We start from the raw sequence: 26,991 nt of genomic DNA, 5'->3' as shown, positions 1-26,991 counted from the left end.
TCGTGTCACGCATCGGGAGCGGTGCGCGAGAAGCTCTCGCGCGCCTCGAGGCGCTCGAGCGTGACCAGCAGCTCGGGGTGACGCTCGATCGGGTACGCGCCACGAAAGCGCATCCAGGCCAAGGTGGTGGCGAGGGCGATCTCGGGGAGGCCGAGCTGGCGTTGGGGCGTCAGCCAGCCGTCCTCGACGTGGGTGGCGAGCCAAGCCATGGCACTGGCTGCCCGGTCGGCGTGCTTTTGGAGGTAGCCGTGATCGAGGGGCAGGCCGTCGCGGCCTAGGTAGAGCCGGTTGATGAGCCCATCCATGGCGCCATCGATCACCGTGATCGCGTTGCGCCCGACGATGTCCTCGGGCGCGAGTGGGGCGAGCTGCCCCGGCCCGTGGCGAAGCATGAGCAGCTCGCTGATCAGGTGTGAGTCGAAGACCAGCTCACCCGCGGGGTCGTCGGGGCTGGTGAGAAATTCTGCCGTGGGCACCTTCCACACCGGGCAGCGCTCGCGCAGGGCGGACTGCCCGGGGCCCTCGGGATCGGCGGTGTCGACGAGGCTGTACTCGACGCCGAGTTCGTGGGCGAGGATACGGACGCGGCGGACATAGGGGGAGGTGCGGGTGCCGTAGATGCGCAGCATGTCACGCGAGTCTGCCACGCTTGCTGGCGGCCGAACGTGGTAGATCGAGGCCATGGTCCTTCGTTGTGTTCGTACCCCGCTCGCGCTCTCGCTCCTGCTGGCCTCGGCCGTGGCCTGCGGCGGCGATCGAGACCAACGCATCGCCGAGCTCGAGGCGGAGGTCGAGGCGCTGCAGACGGAGGCCAAGGCCAGCAGCGAGGCGGGGGCGACCAAGCTCGAGGCCGCCGAGGCCAAGGTCGAGACCCTCGAGACCAAGGTCGAGGAGCAGGCCGGCAAGATCGCCGAGCTCGAGGGCGACAAGGGCAGCCTCGAGGGCGAGCTCGAGCAAAAGAGCGAAGCCCTCGAGCAGATCAAGACGCTCCAGGACGCCCTCGCCAAGTCCCTGGTCGAGGAGATCGAGACCGGGGACATCCGCGTGTCGGAGCGCGGCGGCTACCTCGTGGTCGACGTCTCCGACAAGGTGCTGTTCTCGACTGGCGAGGCCGAGCTCAGCGAGCGCGGTCAAAAGGTGATCTCGCGCCTGGCCGAGAGCCTGCTCGCGCTCCCCGACCAGGCCGTGTTTCAGGTCGGCGGGCACACGGACAACCAGCCGATCAAGTCCGAGGAGGTCAAGGCCAAGTTCCCGACCAACTGGGAGCTCTCGGCCGCGCGGGCGACCAACGTGGTCCGCTTCCTCGAGGAGAGCTGCGAGGTCCCGGGCAAGCGCCTGGTCGCCGCCGGGTTCTCGCAATTCCGGCCGGTGGCCAACAACAAAAAGCCCAAGTCCCGGGCCAAGAACCGGCGCATCGAGATCGCCTTGCTGCCGCCGCGAGCCTGAGCAAAGGAGGTCGACATGCAGGAAGACTTGGCAACGAGCGAGGGCGAGCCCGTGCTGATCCGCGGGGCCGAGGTCTTCGACGGTCTCGGCGGGCCGCCGCGGCGCGTCGACGTGCTGGTTCGCGGGGGCGTGGTCGAGGCCATGCTCGCCCCGGGCGAGGCCGGGCCCGAGGGCGCGCGGATCATCGACGCCGCCGGCTGCTGGCTGACCCCCGGCTTCATCGACCTGCACACCCACTACGACGCCGAGCTCGAGATCGCCCCGAGCCTGGGCGAGTCCCTGCGCCACGGCGTGACCACGGTCGTGATCGGCAGCTGCGGCTTGAGCATGGCCGTGGGCGACCCCGTCGACCTCGCCGACATGTTCTGCCGCGTCGAGGGCATCCCGCGGGCCACGGTCAAGCCGACCCTCGAGCGCGTCAAGACCTGGGACGGCCCGCGGGCCTACTTCGAGCACCTCGACGGCCTGCCCCTGGGGCCGAACGTCGCCGCCTTCCTGGGCCACTCGGCGATCCGCGCCGCGACCATGGGCCTCGGCCCGAGCCTCGACGCCAACCACCGGCCGAGCGCCGGCGAGCTCGCGGGCATGCTCGCCCTCGTCGACGAGGCTCTCGACGCCGGCTTCATCGGCCTGTCGATCAACACCTTGCCCTGGGACAAGATGGACGGCGAGCAATTCCGCAGCCTGCCCACCCCCTCGGTGTTCGCGAGTTGGTCGGAGTATCGCGCCCTGGCTCGGCGGCTGCGCGCGCGCAAGGCCGTGCTCCAGGGCGTCCCCAACATCTCGACCAAGGTCAACGTGCTGCTCTTCGCCCTGCTCAGCGCGGGGCTGCTGCGCCCGGGCCTCAAGACCTCGCTGATCGCGATGATGGACGCGCCGGCGGCCCGCGGCATCCACAGGATCGTCGGCCTGCTGACCCGGGTCGTCAATCGTCTGCTCGGCGGTGACCTGCGCTTTCAAGCCCTGCCCAACCCCTTCGACATGCGCGTCGACGGCATCGAGGTCCCGGTCTTCGAGGAGATCGGCGCGGGCACGGAGGCGCTGCACCACGAGGACCCCGAGGCCCGCGCGGCCCTGCTGCGCGACCCCGGCTATCGCCGCCGCTTCAAGCGACAGTGGCGCAACCCGATCCTCGGCCGCGCCTATCACCGCGACCTCGCCGAGCCGCGCATCGAGGCCTGCCCGGACCCCGCGTTGATCGGCCGCTCCTTCGCGGACATCGCCGCCGAGCGCGGCCTCGATCCCATTGATCTGATGCTCGATCTGGTCGCCGAATATGGCGACGACCTCGAGTGGTTCACGGTGGTCGCGAATGATCGTCCGCGGTGGCTCGACTGGATCATCGAGCACCCGGGTGTGCTGATTGGCTTCAGCGACGCCGGCGCACACCTGCGCAACATGGCCTATTACAATTTCCCCCTGCGCATGCTCGCGCGGGTGCGCGAGCGCGAGGTCATGACCCCGGGCCAGGCCGTGCGCCGGCTGAGCTCGGAGATCGCCGACTGGCTGGGTCTCGACGCCGGCCGCGTCGAGATCGGCGCGCGGGCGGACCTGGTGATCATCGACCCCGAGGCCCTCGACGGCGAGCTCGAGGCCGTTCACGAGGCGCCGATGCCCGGCTTCGAGGGCCTCTCGCGCCTGGTCAGGCGCAACGATCGCGCCGTCCGCCACGTGTTCGTGGGCGGCCGTGAGGCCTGGGCGGGCGGGGCTTTTTGCGAGGGCGTGGGCCGCGAGCGCGGCTTTGGCCGGGTGCTCCGGGCACAGCACGGCTGAGCGCCGACAGCGGGCGGCAGCGCGCCATGGTCGGGCGGACGCGCGGGCCCGAGCCGCTACTCGGCGGGAGCCTCTGCCGGGCCGCGAGGATCGTCTGGCAGGGGCGGCCAGACCTTGGTCAGCGGCCTCAGGAAGCGCAGCGGCGAGGTGAAGCGCCAGGCCACGAAGAGCAGCGCGAGGTAGCCCAGCAAGATCCCGAGGACCACCAGCGCCTTGCCCGGGTAGTCCCCGGGGAAGCCGAGCACGCAGATCGGCATGAGCACGAAGAGGGGCAGACCGAGCAGCGCCGAGGGGGTCACCGCGAGCACATAGTTGCGGGCGGTGGGGCCCTCGAGCTGGGGATCGAGCATGCGCAGCAAAGCCAGCCCGGTGGTCGCCGTGCCCGTGAGCGCGCCGAAGGCGACGACCGCGTGGTGAAAGGGCGCCGTGGGGAAGGCACGGCGAGCCATCCACACGCAGGCGAAGAGGGTGGTCAGGCCGCCGGCCGTGGTGATCAGCAAGACCGGGGCGAGGAAGTCGATCAGCACCTCGATGCGCACCGCGGCGAGGGCGGCGCAGGTCGCCAGATCGATGATCGCGCTGCCGATCCGCGCGAGCAGATCGTTGTCGAGGGGCGAGCCGCCGGGCAGCCGCCCCGCCACGGGCCGCAGGAGCAGGCCGAAGCCCGTGGCCAGCAGGAAGTGGAAGCCGTAGAGCGTGGGCTGGTGCTTGGCCGGGAGCAGCCCGCCGATGTGGACCAGAAATTGCCAGGTCATCAGATAGACGATGGCCATGGCGATCAGCTGGGCGGTCATCGGCTCGAGCTCACCGAGCAGGGCGCGCTTCGCCGGCGGCCGCTCGGGAAAGATCGTCTGCGCCTCCAAACCAGCGTCGAGGCGCCCCGGCGCGCGATCCCAGCCCATCCGCCGCCCCCACACGACCAGCGCCACGCCCATGACGCAGCACCACATGTAGCCGAGCGCCGCCATGATCAGCCCGAGCTGCGCGCCCTTGGCCAGCCCAGCCTGCCCCTCCCAGGCGCCACCGAGGGTCATGGCCGGCCCTGGTCCCTGGTTGAAGCCCAGGGGGAGGAGCATGGCGAAGCCCGTGTGCAGCTCGGGCCCGCCGGCTGCCAGGTTCCAGCCAAACACGCACAGCAGCCCGACCACGCCCTGCAAGGTGGCGATCGCCGGGACGGCGAAGGCGATCGAGCGCACCGTCCCCGAGCGCTTGCCCGGGGGCGGCGACTGGAGGCTGATGGCGATGAAGATCAGCGCGAGCAGGTGATAGATGACCGCCTCGAGCCGCTCGCTCGAGAAGGGCAGGAGCTCGAGGCCGCTGGGGCCAAGGAGCATGGCCATGGCACCCGCGAGCAGCGCGTCGGGCATGCCGAGGCGCTGGAGGGGGGAGATGGCCTTGCGCAAGGTGACCGCCACCGCCAGGAGGGAGATGATGATCAGGAGATCCTGTACGTAGCCACCGGACCAGTAGGCCATGAGGGGGAGTGTGCCGCAGGATGGGGGGTTTTGGGGGTGTGAAAGTCTTGTCTGGGTGTGAACGCTGGTTCGCTGTTGTGCGTTCCTGAGGGCAGGGATGGTCGCTCGTGGGTCGATGGTTCAGCGAGGGCGATATCGCGCTAGGGTTGGAGGCGAAAATCTGATCAGAAAAATGAATTGGAATGATTGTATTTGGGACATGTGTTCATGTCATGAAAAAAATAAAGTCCCATATTGTTCGGGGGTGGCGGAGGGGCACCTTGTTCTTGGTGTTTTCGGCTTTCGGATGTGGTTGTGGTCAATATGAGTATATGCGGAAGTGGGGTTCGTTTTATAGGTTGAGTGGTGTGATGGGGGAGGGGCCCGTTGTTGAAGTGGTCGGAAAACATGAGGGCGGTGCTCATGTTCAGATTATTAGGCCGTCTAATTGCGGGAATAAGGCGTGTTACCCGTTCAGTGAGTTGAAAGATGGAGCTATCGAGATCGAGGCTCGAGAATTTGACGATATGGGTGGGGCTGTTTTTGGTGATTTGAACGTGTTGTCGGCACCGCACGAGAAGGAACTTGTATGCTCCGGTGTGCTTGTGAAGGTGAAAGGGGGAGTCAAGGTTTTGACGGCGGCCCACTGTCTTGATGAAAGTCGGATTCGTGCTTGGGATGAGAAAGAGTTTCCCGGGTGGGTTGTCATTTTCGGTCGAAGGGCCTCGACAGATGCTAGTGAGGCCGGGAAGGTTCGGGTCCCGAAGAGCGACTGGACTTATGTGCGTAGTGTCTATGCTTGTGAGGAGGGGCGTGATGAGGATTGGGCGTTGATCGATATCGATCTGCCAGACGGGAGCCGTGATGTGACTCCGCTCGAGCTCAGTTCTCGTGAGGAGATTGGTGCGGGGGAAGTGGGGTGGCTTTTTGCTCATCCGATGGGATTGCCCTTGATAAAGGCTCTGGCCGTTAAATTTGGCGGGTTTAGGGATCATTCGTGGGGTTATGAGTCACTGTCTTCCAGTGGAAGTTCTGGTGGCGCTGTTGTTATTGATGGTGAGGTCATCGGTGTGCATAAAGGTCTGTCTTCTGGAGGAGGGGGGCGAGGACTGTTGCGAGGTGGGGTCAAGATCCTGACCAGTGGTCATTATATTAATGATAGAGTGTCCAGTGGCGAGATGCCTCATGTAGGTTGCCCTGGACCTGAAAACGGAAAATGAGAGTCGAAAAGACATGAAGGAGAAGAGTGATGTCAGTAAGCTATGAAATTATCCTCAATGCTGGTGGTCCTGTGACTGGTAGTTCGAACCGGATTGCCAGTGGGCTTTCAGTTGATTCGAGTTCTGGTGACTTGAAGTGGGGCTCGGGATCGGGACTGGTGACCGTGGATCGCATCGAGTTCACGTACTCTGGGACGGATACTGATCCAATCATACTGTCGATTTCTTGTACTGGGACTGCCTACCTTGGCCCACTGAGCTATGGGATCCTCAACACGAACGTGAAGCCCCGACAAGGGGGAGTCACGTGGAGCAACAGTGGCTCGGTGCTCACGGTGACCATTACCCCACCTGAGTCTCCTCTTCCCGATCAGTGCAGCAACTATGCTCAGGTCGAGTGGCTCGACGTGAGCAATGAACCCCCCACCAAGTTGCACGTGAAGATCAAGCGGCAAAAGGACAGCTCCTCCGCTTGCCCCTTCGTCGGCTGAGCAAACCCAACAACCCCCGGCGAGGCTCGGAGCGCTCCGAGCCTCGCCGGCTCTTCATTCAACCCCAACCATCGTCTCGGGGTTCTCGTCATCGCCAGGGTCATGAAACAACCCCGGCGCCACGCTCACGAAGACCGCCGCCTCGTCCACGTCGAGGCACGCGAGCACATAGTTGTCCGGGTCATCATCGGCCAGCGCGATCGGGATCGCCGACCCGCCGCCCTCGAGCCCCACGCTCACCCCGAGCCGCTGCGCCTCGCCCAAGGCCGCGCCCCCAGGCCCAGTGACGCCGCCTTGCCAGGTCAGCTGAACCACCTGCAGCGTCCCCTCGGGGCACTCGCCCGCGAGCCCGGGCGTGTCGGGCTCGAAGCGCTGGGCAAAGACCAGGCTCGGTCCGTCCTCGAGGGGGGTGATGTCCTCGATGCGCAGCCCCTGGAGCGGGCGCGCGTCGACGCTGTCGAGGACGCCGACGACCTCCACGGCCACGGGCTGGGCCTGCGCGGTGCCAAAGGGCCCCGCGAGCAACACGGTGTGCAGCTCGAGGGCCTCGTTGGCCGGGTTGAGGGTGGCGCACAGGGGGACGAGCTCTTCCCCGTCTTGGGTCTCGACGATGAAGTCCTCGGGGTCGAGGGTCGCGTCGTCGACCTGGGCGGAGAAGACCACGGGCATGCCGTCCTCGCCGCCCACGGGCACACCACACAGCGCCGTGGCCGTGGCCGGGAGCGCGTCGAGGCCGTAGTAGGCGGACAGGAGCTCGACCGCGGGCGCTCCCCCGTCGGTGCCGGCTTCGGTGTCGGTGTCGGTGTCGTCGCCTGTGGCGTCGGTCGAGGATTCGGTGCTCGTGCTGTCTTCGCCGGTCGTGTCTTCTTCGCCGCCCGTGGTCCCAGACGACGACGAGCTGCCGTCGCCGTCCTCGCTCTCACCGCTGCCTTCGCTGGTCTCGCTGTCTTCGCTCTCCTCGCTCGAGGACGAGTCGCAGGCGAGGCTCGAGGCTGCGCCCGAAACCACCAGCAACACCGCGCCCAGCCGACTCGCCCGCCGCGCGATGCGTGCGTTCATGTCCAAGTTCTGCATGCGGACGAGCCTAGTGTGCGCGGCAGAGGACTTGAAGGGTCTCAGGCGCCGGACCGCCGGTTGCTGACGAGGCGCGAGGAGGGAGTTTGTCGGGCACAAATGACTGACGAGCAACGAAGTCAGCGGCCGGTGCTCCAAGCCTGGGGCCCTTCAAGTCCTCTGCCGCGCACACTAGACGCATCCGCCTCCGCCGACCGCCGCTGAAGTGTGTGGTTGTGTTTCGCCCGCGCAGTACCGAGGGCCCGCCCGTCAGCGCTCGTCGAGCTTGGCCTGGAGCGCGCGCATGACCTCGTCCATGCCGCCCTTGGTGTAGAGGGTGTGGATCTCGTAGCGATAGGTCCGCGCCAGGCTCACGCCCTCGGTGATGATGTCGCGCAGCTGCCAGCTGCCCTGGACCTCGTGCATCACATAGTCCACGTGCACGCGCTTGGTCTTGCCGGCGACGCGCAGCTCGACGCGGGTGTCGATCTTGGTCGCGCGCTCGCGGACCTCGGCGCCGAGGACCTCGACCTCGCCCTTGCGGTGCTCGGCGAGCATGCGCAGGTAGTTGCGGCGGATCAGCGCGGTCAGCAGGGCCTCGAAGGCGGCGCACTGGTCGGCGCAGCGCTCGGCGTAGCGCTCGGATCCGCCGAGCGCGGTGTGGGCCAGCCAGGTGTAGTCGAGCAGGCGATCGACCTCGGCCTCGACGCGGGCGGGCTTGGCCTTGGCGTCGACGAGCTCGATGAGCTCGGCGCGGGAGCGCTCGAAGCTCTCCTGGGCCGTGGGTGGAGCCGCGTGCGCGGGTGTGGGGAGCGAGAGCGCGCAGACGAAGGCGGAACACCACGTGCAGAGGACGAGGGCAGGGGCGAGGGGTCGCACGATGGCCCCCGACGTCGGCGCCCGAGCCCAGATTCACGCCCCGAGCGCCGGTAGGGGGTCGAATTCGCCCTGGGGCGGGGATCCTGTAGGAGCCCATCGTGGAACCCGATGCGTCGGGTTCCACTTTGGGAACCTGTCTTCGAGGGCTGCATGGGTCCCATGAACCGAGCTATCGTAGCCAGGTGGATGAGCAGGACGCGAAGCGTGAGCGCGAGGCGACGCGGACCAAGCTGCAGCGTGCGGCCGTGGAGATGGCGGCGCGCCGCTCCCTGGCCAAGGGGTCGAGGACCAGAACTCCAAGCCTGGCCGAGCGCGTCGAGGCCCTCGGTTTTGGGGTCGAGACCGCGCGGGTCTTCGATCTCCTGCCGGTCATCCACGTGGCCTGGGCGGACGGCGAGGTCCAGATGCTCGAGCGCGAGGCGATCATGCGCGTGCTCGAGGCGCGAAAGATCCCACCTGGCAGTGAGGCCCATGTGCTCGTCGACACACTGCTCGAACGCCACCCGGGCAAAATCTATATGGATGAAACACTCGCGGTGCTGCGCGAGATCGTCGCCAATGACAGGCGGCGAAGCGAGGCGCTGGTCGACCTGTGTTTCGTGATCGCGCGCGCCCACGGGGCCGGGGTCCTGGGTCTGCGTGACCCCATTGATTCGCGGGAAAAGCAGGTGCTCTACGAGGTCGCGGACGCGCTGGGATCGCGGGCGCAGCTGTGGGTACGGGCCAAGTTTGGTGAACTGGTACCAGAGGCATAGGCTCGTGGGCCGGTTTGGTGTGAGTGGCAAAAAGTACACTCAATGCCCCGCTTTGTAATCACTGAGGCGGCGCCTACTCAAAGTGTCATGTTTTTCAATCTGCATGATTTTTCTGCCCCTCTTTTTCATTTAATCACTATTGTTTGAAGGCGCGACGTGAAAGCGCGCGTTTGTCCAAGACAGATCGGAAGAAGACATGTTCAACGCACATATTCTCGCCAAGACGCTGCTCCCTGCTGTCGTGCTGCTGTGCTCGCAAGCGCCCAGCTTCAGCGCGGAGCTGGTCACGACCTTTGCCGATGACGAGCTCCCCGAGGGCGTGGCGATGTCGAGCGATGGGACGCTCTACGTCGGGATCTTGACCACAGGTGAGATCAAGGCCGTCGAGCTCGACGGGACCACGACCAGCGTCGCGGCCATGGAGCTCGACGGCGGCTTCATGCCCGGGCTGGGCATCGCACCGGACGGCGAGATCTATGTCGCCGCGTCGGCGCCCACGGAGGGCTCCACGGGCCACGGGATCCTCCACGTCGACGAGGGCGCGGGCACGGTCTCGCTCTTCGCCCCCTTCCCCCTCGACACCTTCCCCAACCACATCACCTTCGACGCCAGCGGCGACATGCTGGTCTCGGAGTCGGACCCCGGGAGCATCTACAAGGTCGACATGGCGACCGCCGAGATCTCGCTGTGGGCCGATGACCCACGCCTCGAGGGCCTGGCCGTGGCCGAGCTCGGCGGGCTGGTCCTGGGCGCCAACGGCTCGGTCTTCGACAAGGACTACGACACCCTCTATGTCTCGAATTCTTCGACCAGCGAGATCCTCGCCATCGACGTGCTCGCCGACGGCAGCGCGGGGTCGCTGACCTGCTTCGCTGGGGCCGCGGCCGACTGCGCCGTCGACACCTCCGGCTACGTCGAGGGCCCCGACGGCGTGGCCTTCGACAAGCACGGCAACCTCTACATCGCCAGCGGCCTCAACGACGCGATCGTCCGCATCAGCAAGTACGGCGACGTGGACACGATCTGGTCCGGCTACCCGCTCGAGTGGCCGACGGTGCTGATCAACGGGGCGACGCCGCAGACCAAGCACGACCTGTTCACGACCAACATCGACATCAGCCGGCTCTTTGGTGGGACGGGGGATCCGCTGCCGGGGGTCGTGCGCCTGAACCGGGGCCAATAGGAGCCCAAGGTGCTGTGAAACCACGCAGCGCGGGCGCGGGCCAGGTGTGGCCACGCGCCCGCGAGGAACCTGTCTTCGTCTTGGGCTACGAGTAGATCTCGGGGCGCAGCACGCCGATGAAGGGCATGTTGCGGTAGCGCCCCTTGTAGTCGAGGCCGTAGCCGACCACGAACTCGTCGGGACATTCGAAGCCGACGTAGCGCGCCCCCATGTCCTCGAGCTCCTTGCCCTTGCGCACGGCCTTCTTGTCGAGCAGCGCGGCGATCTCCACGGACGCCGGCTTGCGCCCGCGCAGGGTCTGGCGCAGGTAGTGGAGCGTCAGGCCGGTGTCGATGATGTCCTCGACGATGATCACGTGGCGGCCCTCGATGGAGCGGTCGAGGTCCTTGAGGATACGGACGACGCCCGAGGACTTGGTGCCGGCGCCGTAGGAGGACACGGCCATGAAGTCGACGGTCAGCGGCAAGTTGACCGCGCGGGTCAGGTCGGCGAGGAAGGGGTAGGAGCCCTTGAGGATGCCGAGCATCAGGGGGTCCTTGTCGGCGTAGTCTTTGGTGATCCGCTGGCCGATCTCGACGACTTTGCTCTCGATGGTCTTGGCGTCGAAGATCACCTCGCGCAGGTCGTTGCGCAGGCCACCTTCCCAGATCTCGGCGTAGGGCTCGTCGGTCATGGGGCCGACGCTACCACCCCGAAAGGCGGGGTGGATCCTGGCCAAGAGGCCTCTGGGCGCGTTTGTGTGGCCGCGTAGCGAGCGCCTTCGCGCAGGCGAGGAGATCTCGGCTCACTCCGAGGTGACCCTGCGGCCCATCAGCGCGTGGACAGCGCTGCTCGCATCGAGGCGGCCCTCGACGAGGGCCGAGATCACGTCGGCGATCGGCGTGCGCAGCTTCTTGCGGATGCCAAAGGCCGCGACGCGGTGGGCGACCTCGATGCCCTCGATGCTGCCGCCGGCGCGCTCGCGGGCCTGCTCCGGGGAGGCGCCCTCGGCCAGGGCGCGGCCGAGCTCGATCTCGGGGCGGTCGCTGCCGGCGACGGCGGCCAGGAGATCGCCGAAGCAGGCAAGGCCGCCGAAGGTCTCGACGCGGGCGCCGAGGGCCCGGCCGATGCGCGCGACCTCGGCGACGCCGCGGGTGGTCAGGGCGCCGATCGTCGCCGGGCCAAAGCCGGCCCGCTGGGCGAAGCCGATGGTGAAGAGCAGCAGCCCGGTGAGCGCGGCGGCGAGCTCGACCCCGCGCAGGTCGTCGCTGTCGTAGATGCGCAGGGTCGGGCTGGCGATCGCGGTGCGCACGGCGTCGACGACCTCGGGGAATTCGCTGCCGACCACGCCGGCGCCGGGGCTGGCGTCGACGAGCAGCTCGGCGCTGATCGGCCCGGCCAGGGCGCCGATGCGCCGGCAGGGGGTGAGCGTCTTGATCAGGTGGCTCATGGTCCGCAGCTCGTCGTCGAGCAGGCCGCGGCTGACGTGGACGATCAGGTGGCCGCCGTCGAGCTGGTGGCCGGCGCGCTCGAGGGCGTCGGCGGCGTAGCGCGAGGGCACGGCCAGCAAGATCAGCTCGGCGCTGGCGAGGTCGGTGGCCGCGCGGGTCAGGCGGATGTTGGGGTCGCCGAGGTCGAGCTCGCGGCGGCTCCAGACCAGCACCTCACCGCTGCGCGCGGCGGCCTGGGCGAGGGCGCGACCAAAGCGGCCGGCGCCGATCACCGCGACGGGAGGGCGCTCGCCGGCCTCGCCGAGATCGGGGGCGTCGTAGCTGCGGTCGAGGCCCTCGGGCTCCACGGGGCTCATCGCGTCCCTCCCATGGTTGCGAGCTCTCGCCCGGCGCGGAGCTCATCGGGGTCGGAGGCGTCGGCCAGGTCTTCGGCCCAGGGCACCAGGCGGTTTTGGTAATAGAGCAGCAAGCTCGGATCCTCGAGGATGATCTCGCCTTGATCGAGGCGCGCGACGGTGCGCTCGTGGTAGCCGTCCCAGGCGTCCATGGCCCGCTCGAGGGCTCGCTCGGCGCTATCCGTGAGCAGGTAGGCGTTGAGGTGCAGGCGCCCTGCGTCGGCCAGGGCGGACAGCCGCTCGCGGGTCTGGGTGTAGCTGTGCACGTACTCCTGGTGAGACCAGCGGACCTCGCCGCGTCGGCGCATGCGCCCGAAGAGGTCGACCCCCGGGGTCTCGGCCACGAGCTTGCGAAAGAGCACGTGGGCGACGAGCTGCGTGGTCATGACCACGGTCTCGCGCTGGTAGGCGGCGACGAGCTCCTGGCTGAGCTCGCGGGTGTAGGCGGCGTCGCGGACCGGATCGAGCACGGGCTGGCCGCGGCGCGAGACGTAGCGGACCGGGTCGATGATCCGCCCGTCGGGGGCGAGCGAGCGACCCTGCTCGTCCACGCGGTTGCCGAAGGGATCCAGGGCCTGGCCGTAGCGCAGCACGCAGGCGCCGCCGTAGTTTGTCAGGCGCTTGAAGAAGGCCAGCCAGCGGTCGAGCTGGGAGAACTCGTCGTCCTCGATGATGTAGCGGGCCTGGCCCTTCTCGAGCAGGTAGTCCTCGATCAGGCTCTCGGCCTCGAGCACGAGGGCGTAGTTGATGGTCAGGGGTACGAAGAAGATCGGCTTGGGCTGCTCGCCGCGGACCCGCGCGCGGATCGCCCGGCGCGTGTAGGCCTCGACGGCGGTCCCCGCCAGGCCGAGCTTGAGCCGGTTCTCGATCATCCCCGAGCGGCTGCGCGTCCCGCCCGGGAAGAAGAGCGAGTGGTAGCCGCGCTCGATCATCACGCACGAGTAGGTCTTGAGCACCTGCTTGTAGACCCCGGCCTTGATCCGCCGATCCACGCGGTAGGCCCCGAGGTTGTGCATGAAAAACGAGATGATCGGGTTGGTGAACAGGTTCTTGCCGGCGCCGTAGACCACCGGGGGGAGGTCTTCTCGGGCCAGGCTCTCGCCCACCGCGAGCGAGTCGAGGTTGGAGGAGTGGGTCGGGACGACGATCACCGTGCCGATCTCGCTGAGCGCGTGCAGGGACTCGACGTTGCCGGAGATCGAGATCAGCCGGTCGACGCCGATCTTGCCCGCGCTCATGGTCTCGCGGGCGAGCTCACGGGGGTTCATCACCCCGGCGATCAGCCCAGGGATGACCCGCTGGGAGAACTGGTAGACGCGCGGGTCGAAGTTGCCGGCGACGTCGCGGGCCATGGTCTCGACCACCCGGCGCAGGGTCTCGCGCAGCTCGGCGTCGTTCATGCGCGAGAGCTTGCGGACGACCTTGCGCCAAAAGCCCAGCCACTCCCAGGCCTCGTCGTCGCGCTGCTTCTCGAGCCGCGCGATCTCGAGGTGGGCGGTCTCGTTGAGCAGCACGAGCAGCTCGTCGGCGGGGTAGTGGGCGACGACCCGGGCGACGACCTCGCTGATGACCAGGTCGCGCTCGTCGTTGAAGGTGAAGATCCGCGGGGCCCCGGGTCGCGGGCGGGCGCCGAACCACTGCGGGAGCCGGATCGGCTTGGTCAGCAGATCCCGGACGCGGGACGATTTGGGCTTGGGGGCGGGCTTGTCCATGCGTGCGGTCGACGGAGCATAACCCCAACCGGAGCGCGGGCGTGGCAGCACACCAACGCGAAGAGGCGAACGCAGCGTGGCGCTCGCCTCTTCGCGAGTGAATCAGAGGTTGGTGGACGCCGGCGAGTGTCAGTGACGCTTGGTCGGAACCGGCTCGGGGGCAGGCTTCGGGCCGGGGGTCGTCGGCCAGGTGGACACCTCGTCGTCGTGGCCGATGATGTCCTCGTTGGCCAAGGTGCCCTCGATGCGCAGGGGAGCCGCGGGCATCTCACCGGCGGTCTCGGGGGCCTGGCGATCGAAGCCGGGCTGCTGGGGGGTGCAGCCGCCGGGCTCGCTGCCGAACTCCTCGGGGGTCTCGCCGGGGGCGGGCTCGTTGACGGGCTCGTCGTCGCCGACGACGACGATCTCGATGTCTCCCTCGATCTCGAGGGCCGCGAGCTCGCTGAGCTCGGCGTCGGACATGGCCTCGAGCTCGTCGATGTCGAGCTCGAGCACGGGGGTCTCGGCGCTGTCGCAGGCGGCCAGGGTCAGGCCGAGGGCGAGGAGGGGAGCGGCGAGGCGGGGGAGGGCGGGGATGAAGCGGAACATGATGGGTTTCCTCGAAGAGGGGGGAATCGTCTTGGTGCGGTGGCTCGACAGGTGGTCGGCGTGTGCGGCTCGCTCCTGGAGCGACCTGTTGTTTGGTCCGCGCCGGCTGTGCAAAGTCGGGACCAACTTTTTTCAGGCCGCTCGCGACCGCCTCGAGTTTTTTCGAGGGCAGGAGTGGGAGCTCGCGAAGGTCGGCCGCGGTCTTTTCCGTGAGGCGCTTCGCAATTCCTCGCGGCCCTGCCAGCGGCGATTCGAACGAGCCGCCACCGCGCCCGAAGCGAGCTGCGTGAGGCGCTCGCTTCAGGTCCCCGGGGCTAGCCCTGAGGCCAGTGGAAACGGTGTTTGGTGAGTGAAGTCGCCCGACCACAGTGGTTGCCAGGGCTGCTCGAGGAGCCCGGCTCGGCGGCCACGTCGATGGCCACGCACTTCGCTCGCGCTGGCGAACGAGCGTGGCCAGGCGCATCGACCAGCGCTCGAGCAGACGTCGCGTCGATGGTCGCGGTCGTGCGTCACCCGCGAGGGTCGGCACTGGGGTCCAAGTTGAGGCGAGGGGTCGCTTGGCCACCAGCTCGCGCTGGCCTTGCTGTACGGTGAAACAGCGATGTCTTTGACGGTTTTTGCGGAAAAGAGGGGCTTTTGGCACCGCGGAAGCGGTGGGTTTGGTGTGGCCGCCATGGACGTCTGCCTGTCGCCACCGCCGGGCCCCGTGCCCATCCCCTACACGAACTTTTTGACGGCCATCGATCTCGTCAAAGGCAGCAAGACCGTCCGCATCGACGGTGAGCCGACGGCGCTCGAGAACCTCTCCGAGACCTCGACGAGCACGGGGGACGCGGGCGGGACGCTCGGGGGCAGCGTGATCACCGGGAAGATCCTCGGGAAGGGTTACTTCACGGTCTGGTCGATGACCGTGTTCATCGAGGGCCTGGGCGTGGCTCGCCACGGCGACCTGATGGGCCAAAACAGCGCCTCGGCCCCGGGCTCCACCTATAACGGCGGCGCGGTCAACCAGGCCGCCAACCCCCAGGCCCAGGTGCCCGCGCCGGTCGCCAGGCAGCAGGCGGCCGCGCCCGCCGTGCTCCAGGCCACGGGTCCCGGCAACACCGCGCCCGTGCAGCCGGTCCCCTGCGACTTCGAGAAGGTCGCCTTCTCCTGTGGCCACGGCGGCGACGACGACAAGCGCAAGGGCAAGGTGTTCGAGTTCACCTTCAACGGCAACATCCAGGACAACCTGGCCAAGGGGCCCGCGAGCGCGCCCTTCACCAAGAACATCCAGCTCACCGCCGGCGCGGACGATGGCACCGCCGACGATCTGACCATCGAGATCAGCGGCGGCCCCGGCTTCAATTGCAGCAAGGGGCACCCCAAGGTCGCGATCACCGATCGTTCGACCGGCGTCACCACCGTCAAAAATGGCGAGCAGAGGGTCGTGTACAAGGCCAAGTCCAAGACGGTCGAGCTCCCGGGCTGGGGGATCTTGGACCTCGCCGTGGCGATTGGATATTTCTGGTTCTCACCCAAGACCACCAACACCTATATCGTCGAGGTCGAGTCTTGCGGGGTGCTGGCCAATTTCAACCCGGGCTTTCGCAAGCTCTCGCGCACCGTCGAGGTGTTCGCCTCGGATGAATGCAAGTTCGAGCTCGAGCTGCCCAAGGTGTACGAGGGCGACAACGAGGGCGCGCCGCTCTCCCAGATGACGGTGGAGAAGAAGGAGGCCTGGAAGCTCGAGGGCGTGGCCCGGGCCGAGGCGCTCGAGGCCAAGACGCTCGAGGGCTTCTCCTTCGAGCGCAACGGCGAGGACTACTCGGCCAAGATCAACATCGGCAAGCTGATCATGGTGCTCGTGCAGGGCCGGGCCGCGATCGCCAGGCTCATGGACGACGTCGAGGGGCTCTATGTCGGCATCAAGCCGGTCTGCGAGGTCGAGTTCTTCTCCGGCAGCTTGAAGATCGAGTGGGGGCCCAAGGAGTGGGAGGATCAGCGGGTCTATCGCTGGTGGAAGTTCGAGGCGGAGATGATGGCGGTCAAGGCCAAGATCGGGATCTCCGCCGGGATCGAGGTGTTCGGCGGCACCGCGTGGGCGGTGATCGGCGTGATCGAGGGCGCGGTCACGGGCGAGGTCCCCTTCTCGGTCAGCAAGGAGGCCCAGCCCGACGATCCCAAGGGCGTGGAGGTCGGGGTCACGGGGAAGCTGACGGTCTCGGCCACGGCGACCGCCCAGCTCGGCGACCGCTGGCTCTTCGTCGAGGGGGTCACCCAGTCGTCGATCAGCGTCGAAGTCAGCGCGGAGTTCGGGGACACCTTCGAGGTCAGCCACAAGATCAGCTGGGGCGGCCTCGAGACCGAGCTGAAGGTCGAGTCCAAGATCTTCGGCTCGATGCCCTCCAAGAAGTGGACCTGGATCGAGGGCTCGACCTTGTCCGAGGGCCCGCTCTTCTCGCCCTGAAAGCGGCAGGGAAGGGGGGCTGGCGGGGCGGGGGGCAGGCCCGCCCCGGGCCTCACTCCATCGTGATGTCGATCTCGGGGTCGCTGGCCTTGAAGGCGTTGAGCTCCGGGTCCTGGTAGCGGGCGTAGTCGATCTCCCAGGGCGTGGCCGAGAGCTCGCCCGCGGTCCGGCGGATCGTCAGCGCCATCGGCCGGACGTCGCGGTAGTTGCTGTCCTCGGGGATGTCGTCGTTGTCGATGCCGCCGGCCGAGAAGAGCGTGAGCAGGCGGAGGTCGTCGTCGCGGTAGACGTTCTTGAACCCGGCGTTGACCTTCTCGTGGCCGCGCACGAGCAGGTTGCAGCCGAGCCGGCCCATGAAGGACCTGAACTGGCGGCGGCCAAAGGGGAAGCGGGCGCTGGCCGCCTGGAGATCCTCGGGGATCACGTCGGCGCGGCTGGGGTCGCTCCACAGCATCTGAAAGCGCAGGTCGGGATCGTTGAGGGTCGAGAGGTCGCGCCAGCGCTCGCGGATCAGCGCGTCGCGGGGGATGCCGGCGTGCACGAAGAGCATGCGATCGTGGATCAGCATGTTCGGCATGGCGTCGAAGAAGCTCAGGTAGCGCTCGAAGACCTCGTCGGGGACGTGCTTGACCAGGGAGTTGATCGCCTCGGCCGGGCGCACGCCGCCGTAGACCCGGCCCTGATACTCGATGTAGTACTCGTGGTTGCCGCGCAGCACGTAGACGTGCTCGGGCACGGTCAAGAACAGCTTGAGGACCGTGCGCAGGACCCCGTTGTAGGAGAAGCGCCCGCGGTCGATGTAGTCGCCGAGGAGCACGAGCTTGACCTCGGGCTCGTTGTCGGGGTCGGCGCGGTGGCGGCGGACCTTCTCCATGAAGTCCGACTGCATCAGCGCGCCCTTGAGGCAGGAGTAGCAGCCGTGGAGATCGCCGAGCACGATCATCTCGAAGTCGCGCTCGCCCGGGGGGACCACGTAGACGTGCTCGTCGAGGAAGCCGGGGCCGCCGGCCTCGAGGGCGTCGACGTTGGCGCGGCCCGCGAGCTTGCCGCGCCCGGCCTCGCGCTGCTCCTCCCACTTGGCCTTGGCCTGCTCGAGGACGGCGAGGTCGGCCTCGATCTGCCGGCGGATCTTCTTGGGGTCCGCGGAGTAGTGGTGCTCGAAGCTGGTGAAGAAGGGGTGGTTTTGCGCGCGGGCCTCGAGCACCGTGGGCTCCGAGACCGCGACCTCCTCGCCGATCACGTCGTCATCGCTGATCATCGTGTCCTGGTCGAGGAGCTCGGCGAGCTCGTTGCGGAACTGGACCTCCTCGGGGTGGACCACGCCGTCGGCGTCGATGAACTCGTCGACGACCTCGAGCAAGGACGCGCGGCCCTCGGGGTCGAGGCCCTCGAACATCTCGAAGCAGCGCAGCTTGAGCCGGTTGCGGACGAAGGTCTGGACGTCCTCGCCCTCGGCGACGGCCTCGGTGAACAGCTCCTTGACCTCGCGATCGATCTGCTGAAAGACCTCGACGTAGTGCTCGTGCTCGCGCTCGATGGTCTCGTAGCGGGTCTGGGCGTCGAGCTCGTCGCCGTGGCGGGCGTCGACACGGGCCGTCACGACCTTGCGCAGGTAGGCGCGGACGAAGGCCTTCTCGCTGAGGTCGAATTCGCTGTCGATGTAGCCGCAGGTGGTGAGATAGAAGATTACGGCTTCGATCTGCTGCTCGGCGACTCGCGGATCGGGTGAGAGCTTGATCATCGCTGACTCCGGGTGGGGGCCGCGCCCTCTCCCCTCGGGGAGCACGGCGGGGCGAGATCATAACGCCCCGGGGCCGGGCTGCCCGTGGTGAAGCCCATCGCGGCCAGGTGTGTGGGTGCGCGTAGCGCGTTTTTTTGTGACGAGGGGCCCGGCGGTGCGCTTGGGGCTCCATTGGGCCCTCGCTTTGCGGTAGCCTGCCCGCGGTGCGCTGCCACGCCTACCAGCTCCCTTCGGAGGTCTACCGCGAGCTCGAGGCTCAGATCCTCGATGGCCTCGCCAACGCCGACCGCGAGCAGCTGATGTATCTGCTCGAGGAGCACGATCTCAAGATCGAGCTGCTCAGCGGCGAGTGGCGCGTGCTCTTCGAGGCGGCCGAGGAGTACTTCCAGGTCGTCGATCTCCAGGAGCGCCGAGCTCGCATGGCGATCTCCCCGGACGAGCTCGCGGAGTTCGTCGAGCTCGTCCGCAACATGGATCACCAGATCGAGTGGACGCCGATCAGCTTCGGCCTGGCCGAGCTCGTCGACGCGCTGCCCGTGGGCGTCGACCTCGTCGGCGTGGTCTTCGTCGAGGAGGCCGACGACTGGCTGTGGAGCGAGCACACCCACGAGATCGTCGCGCTGCGCCCGGAGGTCTACTCGCTGCTCGAGCCGCACATGCGCAAGCTGATCGCCGCGAGCGACCACGCGGCCCTGGCCCGGCTGGCCTCGGATCACTGCGAGGGCGCGATCGAGTTCTCCAACGAGAAGTGGTTCGCCCTCGGCCGCGCGATCCAGGCCAAGGCGCCCGGGCTCATCAAGGTGGTCGAGGCCGTGCTCTCGCCGCCAGCGGTCTACGACAGCATCCGTGACTCGCTGAGCCTGGTCGCCGATCCGCGCAGCCAGCCCAGCCTCGACGCGTGGCTGCGCGTGCACTCGGTGGATCACAACTACGGGCTCTACTTCCGCGACGTCCGCAAAGAGAGAGAGTGAAGACAGTCCGGGATCCCAGCCGCAGGCGCCGCCTGACGGCGATCCTGCGGGTGCTCGCCGACAGCGAGCCGGGCCGCGAGTTTGGCCTGCGGCGGCTCGAGAGCCTGGCGGACTTTCGGGCCTCCGTGCCGCTCTTGGATCCGCAGCGCCACACCAGGCAGGTCACGGCGCGGCTGGGCTTTGGCGGCGGCGAGCTCGGCCCGGAGCAGCTGACCGCCGCCGAGGTCGAGCGCGAGGCGGTGCTCGCAGCCTGGCGCGCGCGCCTGGGCGGGGCGCGGCCGCGACGGGTGGCGCTGCTCCAGGCCCCCGGCGACGAGCCGCTGATCGATCGCGTGCGCGTCGACGACCTCCAGGCCCTCGCGGGTGGCGAGGTCCAGCTGCTGCGCGTCGAGAGCCTGCGCGACGATCTCGACGCGCTGCTCGATCGGATCCGTGGCTTTCACCCCGAGGCCCTCGTCGTCCCCAGCCTGGCCACCTGCGCGTGGCTCGAGGGGGTGCTGCGCCAGCCCCTCGAGCGTCGCTTCGACACCTTGCGCTGGATCTTCGCCGAGCACGATCTCGACGAGCGCATCCGCAGCCGGCTGCCCGTGCTCAACGCGGGTTGGCTGCACGCGGCCGGGCGCGTGGGCCTGCCGACGCGGCGCAGCCCCTGGTCGGGCTTCCTGCTCGCGGGACGCAGCACCTTGATCGAGCTGCTCCCGCACGGCGATCCAGAGCTCGAGCGCCACGGCCCCTCGACCCCCACGGAGGCGACGATCCTCCCGGAGGACGCGGTGCTCGGTGAGCGCTACGAGCTCGTGCTCAGCTCGCCGCTGGGCTTCTTGCGCCTGCGCAGCGGCCTGCATGTTCGCGTGGTCGGGTTCGCGCCGCAGGGCGTCCCCGCCAGTGACGGGCCGGTCGATTCGCTGCCGCGCCCGCGTGTGGCTCGGCTCCCACCGCCGCCCTTGGCGGTCGCCCTCGAGGGAGTGACCATGGCTGGCGCCGGCCTGACCGCGAGCGTCCGCCAGGCCTTCCTCCCCGAGGACCCCGCCCTGGTCAGTGCCGAGATTGCTGCGGACCCCGATGCCATCGATCTCGACGCTCGTGTCTCGCGGACGGGCCTCGATCCCTTCGTGGATACAGAGCTAGGTGCGAGTCGGGCCGGGTCCCGCTCGGGCGGGCCACGGCCACGGGCGCTGGCGATCCGCCTCGAGGTTCAGGGCCAGGCAGACGCCGGCTTGCCCATGCGGATCTGCGCCCGGGTCGACGCTGATCTGCGCCGCCGCTCACCCGCTTATGGTTGGCTGCGGGAGCGCGATGAATTGTGGGAGCCGAGGGTGATCATCGCGCGGCCCGGATCGGCACGAAATGCCCGAGAGCGTCGTTTGCGCGGGCTCTGGGGGCCTGTTGCTCGGCCTGTAGTTCGTGTGAGCGGGTAAGCAAAAAAATCAGAAACATTACGACGTTAAGTAGTTTTTAGTTTTCATCGTGTGACTGTACGCAAAACACGCATGACCAAGAACGGTCGGTGGGGGCCTGTCTAGAGCGCTTCAGGGCCAAGGCGTTGACGAACGGCGGCTAGCGTTGTTGGCTAGTTGCGCGAATTATGGAGCGCCCATCCCTCAAGTCTCGAATTTTAGACCACGCTGAGATGCGGCTCCTGGAACAGGGATTTCGCGGCATGCGGGTCGATGAACTGGCTCGCGATGTCGGCATCAGCAAGCGTACGCTCTACGAGCAATTTCGGACCAAAGAGCAAATGGCCCAGGAAGCACTGGGTCGTCTGTCGGACGAAATGCTCACGGGGATCGACCAGGTCCTCGCCGAAGAGCAAGACGAAGCCGAGCAGCTGCGTCTGGCTGTCAAGCTGATGTGTCGGCGCTATGCCAAGGCAAGGCCGCCCTTTTACCGGGACCTCGAAACCACGCCCAGCCTGACGACGCTGCTCGAGGAGGCCCGCAAGCGCGCCTTCGCGAAGCTGGACGCCGTATTGGCTGCGGGCATCGAGCGAGGGCGCTTTCGCGCTGATCTCGATCCGCGGCTGGTTCGCATGACCTTGCTGGCAGCTTGCGACACGATCATTCACCCGCAGGTGCTCACGGAGGACGAAGCAGCCGCAGAGGCGTCCTTCAAGGGGATCATGGACATCATCTTGGGCGGCGTGCTCGGCAAGGGTCAGACCCTGCGTGCGCCGAGCGAGGTCAAGCCAATCTCGTCGAGCGCCGAGCCGGTCAGTCTGGAATCGGTGGTGAACGAGCGGACCACGCCTCAGGTGACCCCGCCCGCTCAATCCGCCCCGCCCGCGGTACCCGAGGTCAGCGCGGAGACCCCCGTGGTCCGGCCCACGCCGACGATCGAGCCGTCCGCCAGCGTCAAGCTGGTCGCGAGCGAATAGCCCTTCGCTAGATGACAATCGGGCCCGGGTGTCGGACTGTCCGACATCCGGGCTCGTGTTTTGGGACCAATGTGCCGAAATGTGCCGAGGCGAAGGTGTCAGCGCTGTGACAGTACGATTGGCTCGAGCGCGGCCCCGCCTCAGCGCGGCGGCAGCGAGGGCATGTCCACGCCGCGCGTACGACACGAGTCGCGCAGCTGCTCTTCGAAGCGCGAGCTGTCCGAGTAGCTCTTGAGCATGCCACCCGCGGGGAGCCCAGCAGCTGCCACGGCCATGCGAATGAGCACGGAGCCAGACAGCACATGCACGCGCTCGTACCTCTTGCGGCGCTGCGTGGTGATCTCGATGGAGGCGTGGCGAAACTTGTTGGAGAAAGAGTCGAGCTCGAAGAGGTCCCAATAATGTTCGGTGCCGTCGTGGGTGAGCAGCCCGGGCAGCTTCTCTTCGAGGACCAGGGCGGCGTCGTCGCTGATGCGGCCGGTGACCCGCATCCAACTCAGCGTGTCGGTAATTTGGAGGAAGTCCAGCCGGCCGCCTTCGTCGCTCCACGTCCACACTTCGCCTCGCTTCATGGGGGGCAAGGCTAGTGTGGCTGGGACACGTGCGCCAGCCGGTACTGAGTTTTCGCCTATGTACAGCTGAGCCAGCAGATGTGCGTCATGCACTAATTGAGGTCGTCGTCGGCCTCAGCCTCGGTTTTGTCGTCGGAGATGGGCTTTTCAATCTCGGAGAGCAGCCGGCGCAGTAGGCCCTCGATGAGCAGCGCGCGCTCACCCGCGTCGTAGCGACTGTCCCGATAGCGGGCCTGGATGTCTTCATATTTCTCGTGGGTGTCGGCGATCAGCTGTTTATACGGCTTTCGCCTGGCCAGCACTTCGCGCTGGTTGGACCAAAAGAAGGAGATCATCGTGGCGACGGTGAAGCCCGTGAGGATGACGCCGAGCGGGCCGCCGAGGAGCCAGCGGATGCCATAGCGCAGGGCGACCACGCCGGCGGCCCCGAGGGCGAGGTCGCGGACGCCCGCCTGCTTGACCCGACCCCAGGCCATGGGGATGAGCTCGCCCGAGGCGAGGATCAGCGCGACGAATTCGGGCCGCTTGGCGCCGCGTTCGTAGGTGTCGCGGATGATCTGCTGCATGAAGGCGTCGAAGCTCTCGTACACCTCGGCCGGGTAGGCGGTGTGGGCGTCTTGGCTGGCCATCGGCGGGGAAGGTAGCATGTCGGAGCTTGGGACCTGACGCACTGTGCGGTGGTTTCGTCGGACGCGGCTGGGCCTGGCAGCGTTTGACAGCGCCGGGAGAGGCCCACAAAATTTTGCGGATGACGCCCGCGCGCCTGCGTTCACGCTCCCTTGCCTTGGCCGTCTTGCTGGCCGTCGTCGGTTGTAAGCGTGACGCGGACACGCAGACGCCCGGGGACGAGGCGGCGGCGGGGGAGGGTGCCGGTGGAGCCGGGGACGCTGGCGCGGCGCAGGCCGGCGAGGGGGTCGCCGTCGACGCCGGCCTCGGTGAGCTCAGCGAAGAGATCGAGCAGGCCCCGACCGGTCCGCGCGAGCGCGAGCGCCCGGCGGATCCCCAGACGCGCGACGCGGCGTTGATCGCCGTCGCCCACGGCAACCCCGAGGGCGCGATCGCGTTCTTGAGCGAGCACCTCGCTGGGTCCAAGGACGATCACGAGGCGCGCCTGGCTCTGGCTCGAGCGCAGCGCCTGGTCAGCGACTACGACGCGGCCCAGGCCTCGCTCGAGACCGTGCGCAAGCGGGCCAAGGACAAGGCGACCCAGGCCGAGGCGCTGCGTCGGCTGGCGCACCTGCGCGAGCGCAGGGGGGACTTCGCCGGGGCCGAGAAGCACCTGCGGGCCGCGCTCAAGCTCGTCCCCGACGACCTCCTGCTCACCGGTGAGCTCGTGCGCGAGATGTTCTTGGTCGGTCGGGCGGGCGAGTCGGAGATCCGCGAGATGATCGACGAGCTCTACGCGGCCTATGGCGACGGCCGGGTGAGCAGCGCCGAGCAGCTGCTCGGGGCCTCCCACGCGGCGCTGGCCGAGCGCGCGTTCAAGAGCACCAGCCGCGTGCTCCAGGAGGCCGAGGAGGCGGCGCCGGCCAGCGCCGGCTCGCAGATCGCCGACGAGATCGCCCTGCAGCTGGCGAGCCTCTTCCTCGAGAAGTACCAGCCCGGCGAGGCCGCCCAGACCCTGGCGCTGGTGCTCGAGCGCGACCCCTGGCAGCCGGAGGCCCTGGCGATGATGGCCTGGGTGGCGCTCGACGACTTCCGCCTCGCCGACGCCTCGAACGCGGCCGAGGAGACCCTGATGGTCGCGCCCCAAAACCCCGACGCCCACGCGGCGCTGGCCTGGGTCGCGATGATCGAGGGCCGCCGCGAGGAGGCGCGGGCGCGGGTCGTGGATCACGTCCTCGGCGTCGACCCGGCCCACGCCGGCGGCCAGGCGGTGATGGCCGCGCTGGCGCTCTTCGAGCGTGACGACGCGGCCTACAAAAAAGCCCGCGAGGCGGTGCTCGGGGCGCGGCCGACCAACGGCGAGTTCTACTCGGGGCTCGGCGACCTGCTCGGCTACCTGCACCTCTACCCCGAGGCCGACGCCATACTCAGCGAGGGCGTCGAGCGCCTGCCCAACGACCCCTACGTCCAGGGCGCGCTGGGCCTGTCGCGGCTGCGCCTGGGCGACGAGGCCGAGGGCAGGGCGGCCCTCGAGCGCGCCTGGAAAAAGGACAAGTACAACGCCCGCACCCTCAACGTCCGCCAGCTCTACGCCGAGCACATCGAGCCGCACTACATCGAGGCGGTCCACGGCGACCTGACCTTGCGCCTGCCCAGCGAGCTCCACGAGCTCGTCGAGCCCGGCTTCGTCGAGGCGATCAGCGCGGCCCGGCGCAGCCTCGACGCGGCCTACGGCGTGAAGATCAGCCCGCTGCGCATCGAGATCTACGCCGACCCCGAGGCCTTCTCGGTGCGCACCGTCGGCGTGCCCAGCCTCGGCGCCGTGGGGGTCTGCTTTGGGCCGATGATCACCTCGATCGGGCCCTACGCCGGGACGCATAATTTCAACCAGGTCATCTGGCACGAGATCGCCCACAGCTACGCCATCTCGCTGAGCGCTGGGCGGGTCCCGCGGTGGTTCACCGAGGGCTTGTCGGAGTGGGAGTCGGAGGTCGCCGATCCGAGCTGGGCGCGGGAGAGCGCCACGCTGCTCTACGAGGCCCGCCGGGCCGGCAAGCTGCGCAAGCTCAGCGAGCTCGAGCTGGCCTTCCTGCGCGCGGGCAGCCCGATCATGATGGAGGTCGCCTACTCCACGGCGGCCTGGGCGATGCGCTACCTGGGCACGACCTACGGCCGCCCCAAGATCATCGAGATGCTGCGCGGCTACGCCACGGGCAAGTCGACCGAGGCGCTCTTCGTCGAGGTCCTGGGCAAGGACATGGCCACGGTCGAGGCCGAATTCGAAGCGTGGTTCGACGCCGAGATCGACCGCAAGCTCTCGGGCTGGCGGCCCTCGCCCGACGCCAAGGACGACCCGCGCATGGCCAACTTCGAGGCCGCGATGCAGGCCGGGGCCGCCGGGGAGTTCGACGAGGCCGAGGCCCAGCTCGAGGCGCTGATCGCCGCCAAGGGCGACGGCTACTTCGCCCGCCTGGGCATGGCCACGGTGCTCGAGGGCCGCGGCGACATCGCTGGCGCGGTCAAGGAGTACGAGCGCGCGGCGGGCTTTGCCCTCGAGACCCTCGACCCGCTGATCGCCATGGCGCGGCTGGCCCGGGACCAGGGCGACCTCGCCCGGGAGCTCGACGTGCTCGAGCGGATCTTGGCGATCGACGCCATGAGCCTCCAGCCAGCGATGCGCGCCCTGGTCATCGCGGGGGCCATGGACGACAAGCGCTTCCCCGCGTTCGTGGCCCAGGCCCAGGCGATCGCGCCCTTGCACCCCACGGTCGCCGCGGGGGCGGCCCTGGTCGCGCACCGCCAGGGCAAGTCGGGCAAGGCGCGGGCCAAGGCGCTGCTCGACGAGGCCATGGGCACGGCGCTGCGCCCCGACGCGACCTTGGACGTGGTGGTGATGGCCGCCCTGGCCGCCGAGGCCATGGGGGATCCGCGGGCCAAGGACCTGGCGCCGCGGGCCGTCGAGAGCAAGGAGCTGCCCAAGGTGGCCCGCGATCGCCTCGAGAAGGTCAAGTGATCGCGCGCGTGCAAGGGGAGCCGAGCGGGCCCGAGCTCGTGTTCGTGGGCACCGGCGAGGCCGTGGATCCGCAGCTGCCCAACACCAGCTTGCTGCTGCGTGGCCCACGGACGCTGCTGCTCGACTGCGGCTACGCCGTGCCCCACGCCTTTTGGAGCATCAGCCGCGACGTCGAGCTGCTCGACGCGATCTGGATCAGCCACGCCCACGCCGACCACTGCTTCGGGCTGCCGGCGCTGCTGCTGTGGATGCGCCTTGGGGGACGGCGGCGACCGCTGACTCTCTTTGGCGGCCCGGGCTCGCAGGCCCGGCTGAGCGCGGTGCTCGAGCTCGGCTATCCCGGCAGCTTCGCCGCGCACAAGTGCTTTGCGATCGAGTTCGTCGAGCTCGCGCCGGGCGAGGCCGCGCGCTTCGGCCCGCTGCGCCTGGGTGTGGCCGCGACCGCCCACTCGCTGGCCAACTACGCCCTGCGCGTGGAGGCCCCGGGGCAGCGCAGCGTGGTCTACTCCGGCGACGGGGCGCCGACGCCCGAGAGCGAGGCGTTGATCGCCGGGGTCGACGTGCTGGTCCACGAGTGCTTCTTCCTCGCGGCCAAGCCCGAGGGCGCGCGGCGGCACGGCGCCCTCGATGAGCTCCTGGCGCTGGCGAGCGCGGCCGAGGTCAGTTGCCTGGCGCCGCTGCACTTCGCGGCCGAGGCCAAGGCCGAGCTGCGCGCGGCGGCACAGGCAGGCGCGGCCGAGCGCGGGTTGGGGCTGTTCTTGGCGGAGGTCGGGGATCGGCTCTCGCTCGCCCCCGACTGAGCTCGGTCGACGCGGGGACGCTCGTGGGCCTCGCCTGCGCACGCGCGAAAACCGGCTATGCTGGCCGGAGCTCGACACCACGAAGC

Annotated in this window: 22 protein-coding genes; 11 read left to right on the top strand and 11 right to left on the bottom strand. The window is 68.3% G+C overall.

Annotation, left to right across the window (positions count from 1 at the left end; genetic code table 11):
• Positions 1 to 5: 5 nt before the first annotated feature.
• Positions 6 to 683, bottom strand: coding sequence for a glutathione S-transferase N-terminal domain-containing protein (locus G6O69_RS33225; RefSeq protein WP_176397235.1), 678 nt, complete (start codon positions 681 to 683; stop codon positions 6 to 8).
• Here G6O69_RS33225 and G6O69_RS33220 point away from each other — a divergent pair.
• Both G6O69_RS33220 and G6O69_RS33215 read left to right on the top strand, forming a co-directional pair.
• The gene (locus G6O69_RS33220) at positions 682 to 1,446 is read left to right on the top strand and encodes an OmpA family protein (RefSeq protein ID WP_172307489.1); all 765 of its coding nucleotides are present in this window, start codon (positions 682 to 684) and stop codon (positions 1,444 to 1,446) included. The genes G6O69_RS33225 and G6O69_RS33220 overlap by 2 nt on opposite strands.
• A gap of 15 nt (positions 1,447 to 1,461) precedes the next feature.
• Positions 1,462 to 3,219, top strand: a complete 1,758-nt coding sequence (locus G6O69_RS33215; protein WP_172307488.1) for an amidohydrolase family protein — start codon at positions 1,462 to 1,464, stop codon at positions 3,217 to 3,219.
• A 56-nt stretch (positions 3,220 to 3,275) separates the two neighbouring features.
• Here the strand turns inward: G6O69_RS33215 and G6O69_RS33210 are convergent, their stop codons facing one another.
• A complete protein-coding gene (locus G6O69_RS33210) occupies positions 3,276 to 4,694 on the bottom strand; it encodes a hypothetical protein (protein ID WP_172307487.1) in 1,419 nt (472 codons plus the stop codon).
• A 269-nt stretch (positions 4,695 to 4,963) separates the two neighbouring features.
• On the opposite strand from G6O69_RS33210, the gene G6O69_RS33205 reads away from it, so the two are divergent.
• Positions 4,964 to 5,893, top strand: a complete 930-nt coding sequence (locus G6O69_RS33205; RefSeq protein ID WP_346017160.1) for a trypsin-like peptidase domain-containing protein — start codon at positions 4,964 to 4,966, stop codon at positions 5,891 to 5,893.
• 545 nt (positions 5,894 to 6,438) lie between these two features.
• Here G6O69_RS33205 and G6O69_RS33200 read toward each other — a convergent pair.
• Both G6O69_RS33200 and G6O69_RS33195 read right to left on the bottom strand, forming a co-directional pair.
• Entirely contained in the window at positions 6,439 to 7,458 is a 1,020-nt protein-coding gene (locus G6O69_RS33200; protein WP_172307485.1) for a hypothetical protein, read from the bottom strand.
• Positions 7,459 to 7,707: 249 nt separating this feature from the next.
• Positions 7,708 to 8,316, bottom strand: a complete 609-nt coding sequence (locus G6O69_RS33195) for an ABC transporter substrate-binding protein (RefSeq protein ID WP_172307484.1) — start codon at positions 8,314 to 8,316, stop codon at positions 7,708 to 7,710.
• 182 nt (positions 8,317 to 8,498) lie between these two features.
• Here G6O69_RS33195 and G6O69_RS33190 point away from each other — a divergent pair, with 182 nt between their 5' ends.
• Together G6O69_RS33190 and G6O69_RS33185 are read left to right on the top strand one after the other, a co-directional pair.
• Positions 8,499 to 9,071 (top strand): TerB family tellurite resistance protein, encoded by a 573-nt coding sequence (locus G6O69_RS33190; RefSeq protein WP_172307483.1) that lies wholly within the window; start codon positions 8,499 to 8,501, stop codon positions 9,069 to 9,071.
• Between the two features lie 196 nt (positions 9,072 to 9,267).
• A complete protein-coding gene (locus tag G6O69_RS33185) occupies positions 9,268 to 10,254 on the top strand; it encodes an SMP-30/gluconolactonase/LRE family protein (RefSeq protein WP_172307482.1) in 987 nt (328 codons plus the stop codon).
• Between the two features lie 85 nt (positions 10,255 to 10,339).
• Here G6O69_RS33185 and hpt read toward each other — a convergent pair whose 3' ends face one another.
• The 4 genes from hpt to G6O69_RS33165 form a co-directional block, all read right to left on the bottom strand.
• Positions 10,340 to 10,927, bottom strand: coding sequence for a hypoxanthine phosphoribosyltransferase (gene hpt / locus G6O69_RS33180; protein ID WP_172307481.1), 588 nt, complete (start codon positions 10,925 to 10,927; stop codon positions 10,340 to 10,342).
• A gap of 111 nt (positions 10,928 to 11,038) precedes the next feature.
• Complete coding sequence (locus G6O69_RS33175) at positions 11,039 to 12,040, bottom strand: NAD(P)-binding domain-containing protein (RefSeq protein WP_172307480.1); 1,002 nt, start codon at positions 12,038 to 12,040, stop codon at positions 11,039 to 11,041.
• Entirely contained in the window at positions 12,037 to 13,791 is a 1,755-nt protein-coding gene (locus G6O69_RS33170) for a 1-acyl-sn-glycerol-3-phosphate acyltransferase (RefSeq protein WP_172307479.1), read from the bottom strand. The genes G6O69_RS33175 and G6O69_RS33170 overlap by 4 nt, the downstream gene beginning before the upstream one ends.
• A 129-nt stretch (positions 13,792 to 13,920) precedes the next feature.
• Positions 13,921 to 14,379 (bottom strand): hypothetical protein, encoded by a 459-nt coding sequence (locus G6O69_RS33165; RefSeq protein ID WP_172307478.1) that lies wholly within the window; start codon positions 14,377 to 14,379, stop codon positions 13,921 to 13,923.
• Between the two features lie 673 nt (positions 14,380 to 15,052).
• Here G6O69_RS33165 and G6O69_RS33160 point away from each other — a divergent pair.
• A complete protein-coding gene (locus G6O69_RS33160) occupies positions 15,053 to 16,828 on the top strand; it encodes a DUF4150 domain-containing protein (RefSeq protein ID WP_172307477.1) in 1,776 nt (591 codons plus the stop codon).
• Positions 16,829 to 16,880: 52 nt separating this feature from the next.
• Here the strand turns inward: G6O69_RS33160 and G6O69_RS33155 are convergent, their stop codons facing one another.
• Positions 16,881 to 18,569: a metallophosphoesterase gene (locus G6O69_RS33155; RefSeq protein ID WP_172307476.1), complete on the bottom strand. Its 1,689-nt coding sequence runs from the start codon at positions 18,567 to 18,569 to the stop codon at positions 16,881 to 16,883.
• A gap of 203 nt (positions 18,570 to 18,772) precedes the next feature.
• On the opposite strand from G6O69_RS33155, the gene G6O69_RS33150 reads away from it, so the two are divergent.
• The 3 genes from G6O69_RS33150 to G6O69_RS33140 all read left to right on the top strand — a co-directional run bounded on the left by G6O69_RS33150 (position 18,773) and on the right by G6O69_RS33140 (position 21,914).
• Positions 18,773 to 19,540 (top strand): hypothetical protein, encoded by a 768-nt coding sequence (locus G6O69_RS33150; protein WP_172307475.1) that lies wholly within the window; start codon positions 18,773 to 18,775, stop codon positions 19,538 to 19,540.
• Positions 19,537 to 20,958, top strand: a complete 1,422-nt coding sequence (locus tag G6O69_RS33145) for a hypothetical protein (protein WP_172307474.1) — start codon at positions 19,537 to 19,539, stop codon at positions 20,956 to 20,958. The genes G6O69_RS33150 and G6O69_RS33145 overlap by 4 nt, the downstream gene beginning before the upstream one ends.
• Before the next feature lie 320 nt (positions 20,959 to 21,278).
• Positions 21,279 to 21,914, top strand: a complete 636-nt coding sequence (locus G6O69_RS33140) for a TetR/AcrR family transcriptional regulator C-terminal domain-containing protein (protein WP_346017113.1) — start codon at positions 21,279 to 21,281, stop codon at positions 21,912 to 21,914.
• 140 nt (positions 21,915 to 22,054) lie between these two features.
• On the opposite strand, the gene G6O69_RS33135 is transcribed toward G6O69_RS33140, so the two are convergent.
• Both G6O69_RS33135 and G6O69_RS33130 read right to left on the bottom strand, forming a co-directional pair.
• A complete protein-coding gene (locus G6O69_RS33135; protein WP_172307472.1) occupies positions 22,055 to 22,486 on the bottom strand; it encodes a hypothetical protein in 432 nt (143 codons plus the stop codon).
• 92 nt (positions 22,487 to 22,578) lie between these two features.
• The gene (locus G6O69_RS33130) at positions 22,579 to 23,115 is read right to left on the bottom strand and encodes a hypothetical protein (protein ID WP_172307471.1); all 537 of its coding nucleotides are present in this window, start codon (positions 23,113 to 23,115) and stop codon (positions 22,579 to 22,581) included.
• 119 nt (positions 23,116 to 23,234) lie between these two features.
• On the opposite strand from G6O69_RS33130, the gene G6O69_RS33125 reads away from it, so the two are divergent.
• Together G6O69_RS33125 and G6O69_RS33120 are read left to right on the top strand one after the other, a co-directional pair.
• Positions 23,235 to 26,105, top strand: coding sequence for a tetratricopeptide repeat protein (locus G6O69_RS33125; protein WP_176397234.1), 2,871 nt, complete (start codon positions 23,235 to 23,237; stop codon positions 26,103 to 26,105).
• Positions 26,102 to 26,905: a ribonuclease Z gene (locus tag G6O69_RS33120; protein WP_217909963.1), complete on the top strand. Its 804-nt coding sequence runs from the start codon at positions 26,102 to 26,104 to the stop codon at positions 26,903 to 26,905. Before G6O69_RS33125 ends, G6O69_RS33120 begins: the two co-directional genes overlap by 4 nt.
• Positions 26,906 to 26,991 lie beyond the last annotated feature (86 nt).

Source organism: Pseudenhygromyxa sp. WMMC2535 (genome assembly GCF_011083025.2).
Note: the sequence above shows the minus strand (reverse complement) of the source record. Positions and strands in the feature narration are given on the sequence as shown.

Excerpts from the sequence above, each read along its gene's own strand:
- G6O69_RS33130 (WP_172307471.1), bottom strand. The coding sequence starts at position 23,115 with ATGGCCAGCCAAGACGCCCACACCGCCTACCCGGCCGAGGTGTACGAG.
- G6O69_RS33210 (WP_172307487.1), bottom strand. The coding sequence starts at position 4,694 with ATGGCCTACTGGTCCGGTGGCTACGTACAGGATCTCCTGATCATCATC.
- G6O69_RS33160 (WP_172307477.1), top strand. The coding sequence starts at position 15,053 with ATGGACGTCTGCCTGTCGCCACCGCCGGGCCCCGTGCCCATCCCCTAC.
- G6O69_RS33185 (WP_172307482.1), top strand. The coding sequence starts at position 9,268 with ATGTTCAACGCACATATTCTCGCCAAGACGCTGCTCCCTGCTGTCGTG.
- G6O69_RS33125 (WP_176397234.1), top strand. The coding sequence starts at position 23,235 with ATGACGCCCGCGCGCCTGCGTTCACGCTCCCTTGCCTTGGCCGTCTTG.
- hpt (WP_172307481.1), bottom strand. The coding sequence starts at position 10,927 with ATGACCGACGAGCCCTACGCCGAGATCTGGGAAGGTGGCCTGCGCAAC.
- G6O69_RS33215 (WP_172307488.1), top strand. The coding sequence starts at position 1,462 with ATGCAGGAAGACTTGGCAACGAGCGAGGGCGAGCCCGTGCTGATCCGC.
- G6O69_RS33200 (WP_172307485.1), bottom strand. The coding sequence starts at position 7,458 with ATGCAGAACTTGGACATGAACGCACGCATCGCGCGGCGGGCGAGTCGG.
- G6O69_RS33135 (WP_172307472.1), bottom strand. The coding sequence starts at position 22,486 with ATGAAGCGAGGCGAAGTGTGGACGTGGAGCGACGAAGGCGGCCGGCTG.
- G6O69_RS33225 (WP_176397235.1), bottom strand. The coding sequence starts at position 683 with ATGGCCTCGATCTACCACGTTCGGCCGCCAGCAAGCGTGGCAGACTCG.
- G6O69_RS33140 (WP_346017113.1), top strand. The coding sequence starts at position 21,279 with ATGGCCCAGGAAGCACTGGGTCGTCTGTCGGACGAAATGCTCACGGGG.
- G6O69_RS33220 (WP_172307489.1), top strand. The coding sequence starts at position 682 with ATGGTCCTTCGTTGTGTTCGTACCCCGCTCGCGCTCTCGCTCCTGCTG.
- G6O69_RS33175 (WP_172307480.1), bottom strand. The coding sequence starts at position 12,040 with ATGAGCCCCGTGGAGCCCGAGGGCCTCGACCGCAGCTACGACGCCCCC.
- G6O69_RS33165 (WP_172307478.1), bottom strand. The coding sequence starts at position 14,379 with ATGTTCCGCTTCATCCCCGCCCTCCCCCGCCTCGCCGCTCCCCTCCTC.
- G6O69_RS33170 (WP_172307479.1), bottom strand. The coding sequence starts at position 13,791 with ATGGACAAGCCCGCCCCCAAGCCCAAATCGTCCCGCGTCCGGGATCTG.
- G6O69_RS33155 (WP_172307476.1), bottom strand. The coding sequence starts at position 18,569 with ATGATCAAGCTCTCACCCGATCCGCGAGTCGCCGAGCAGCAGATCGAA.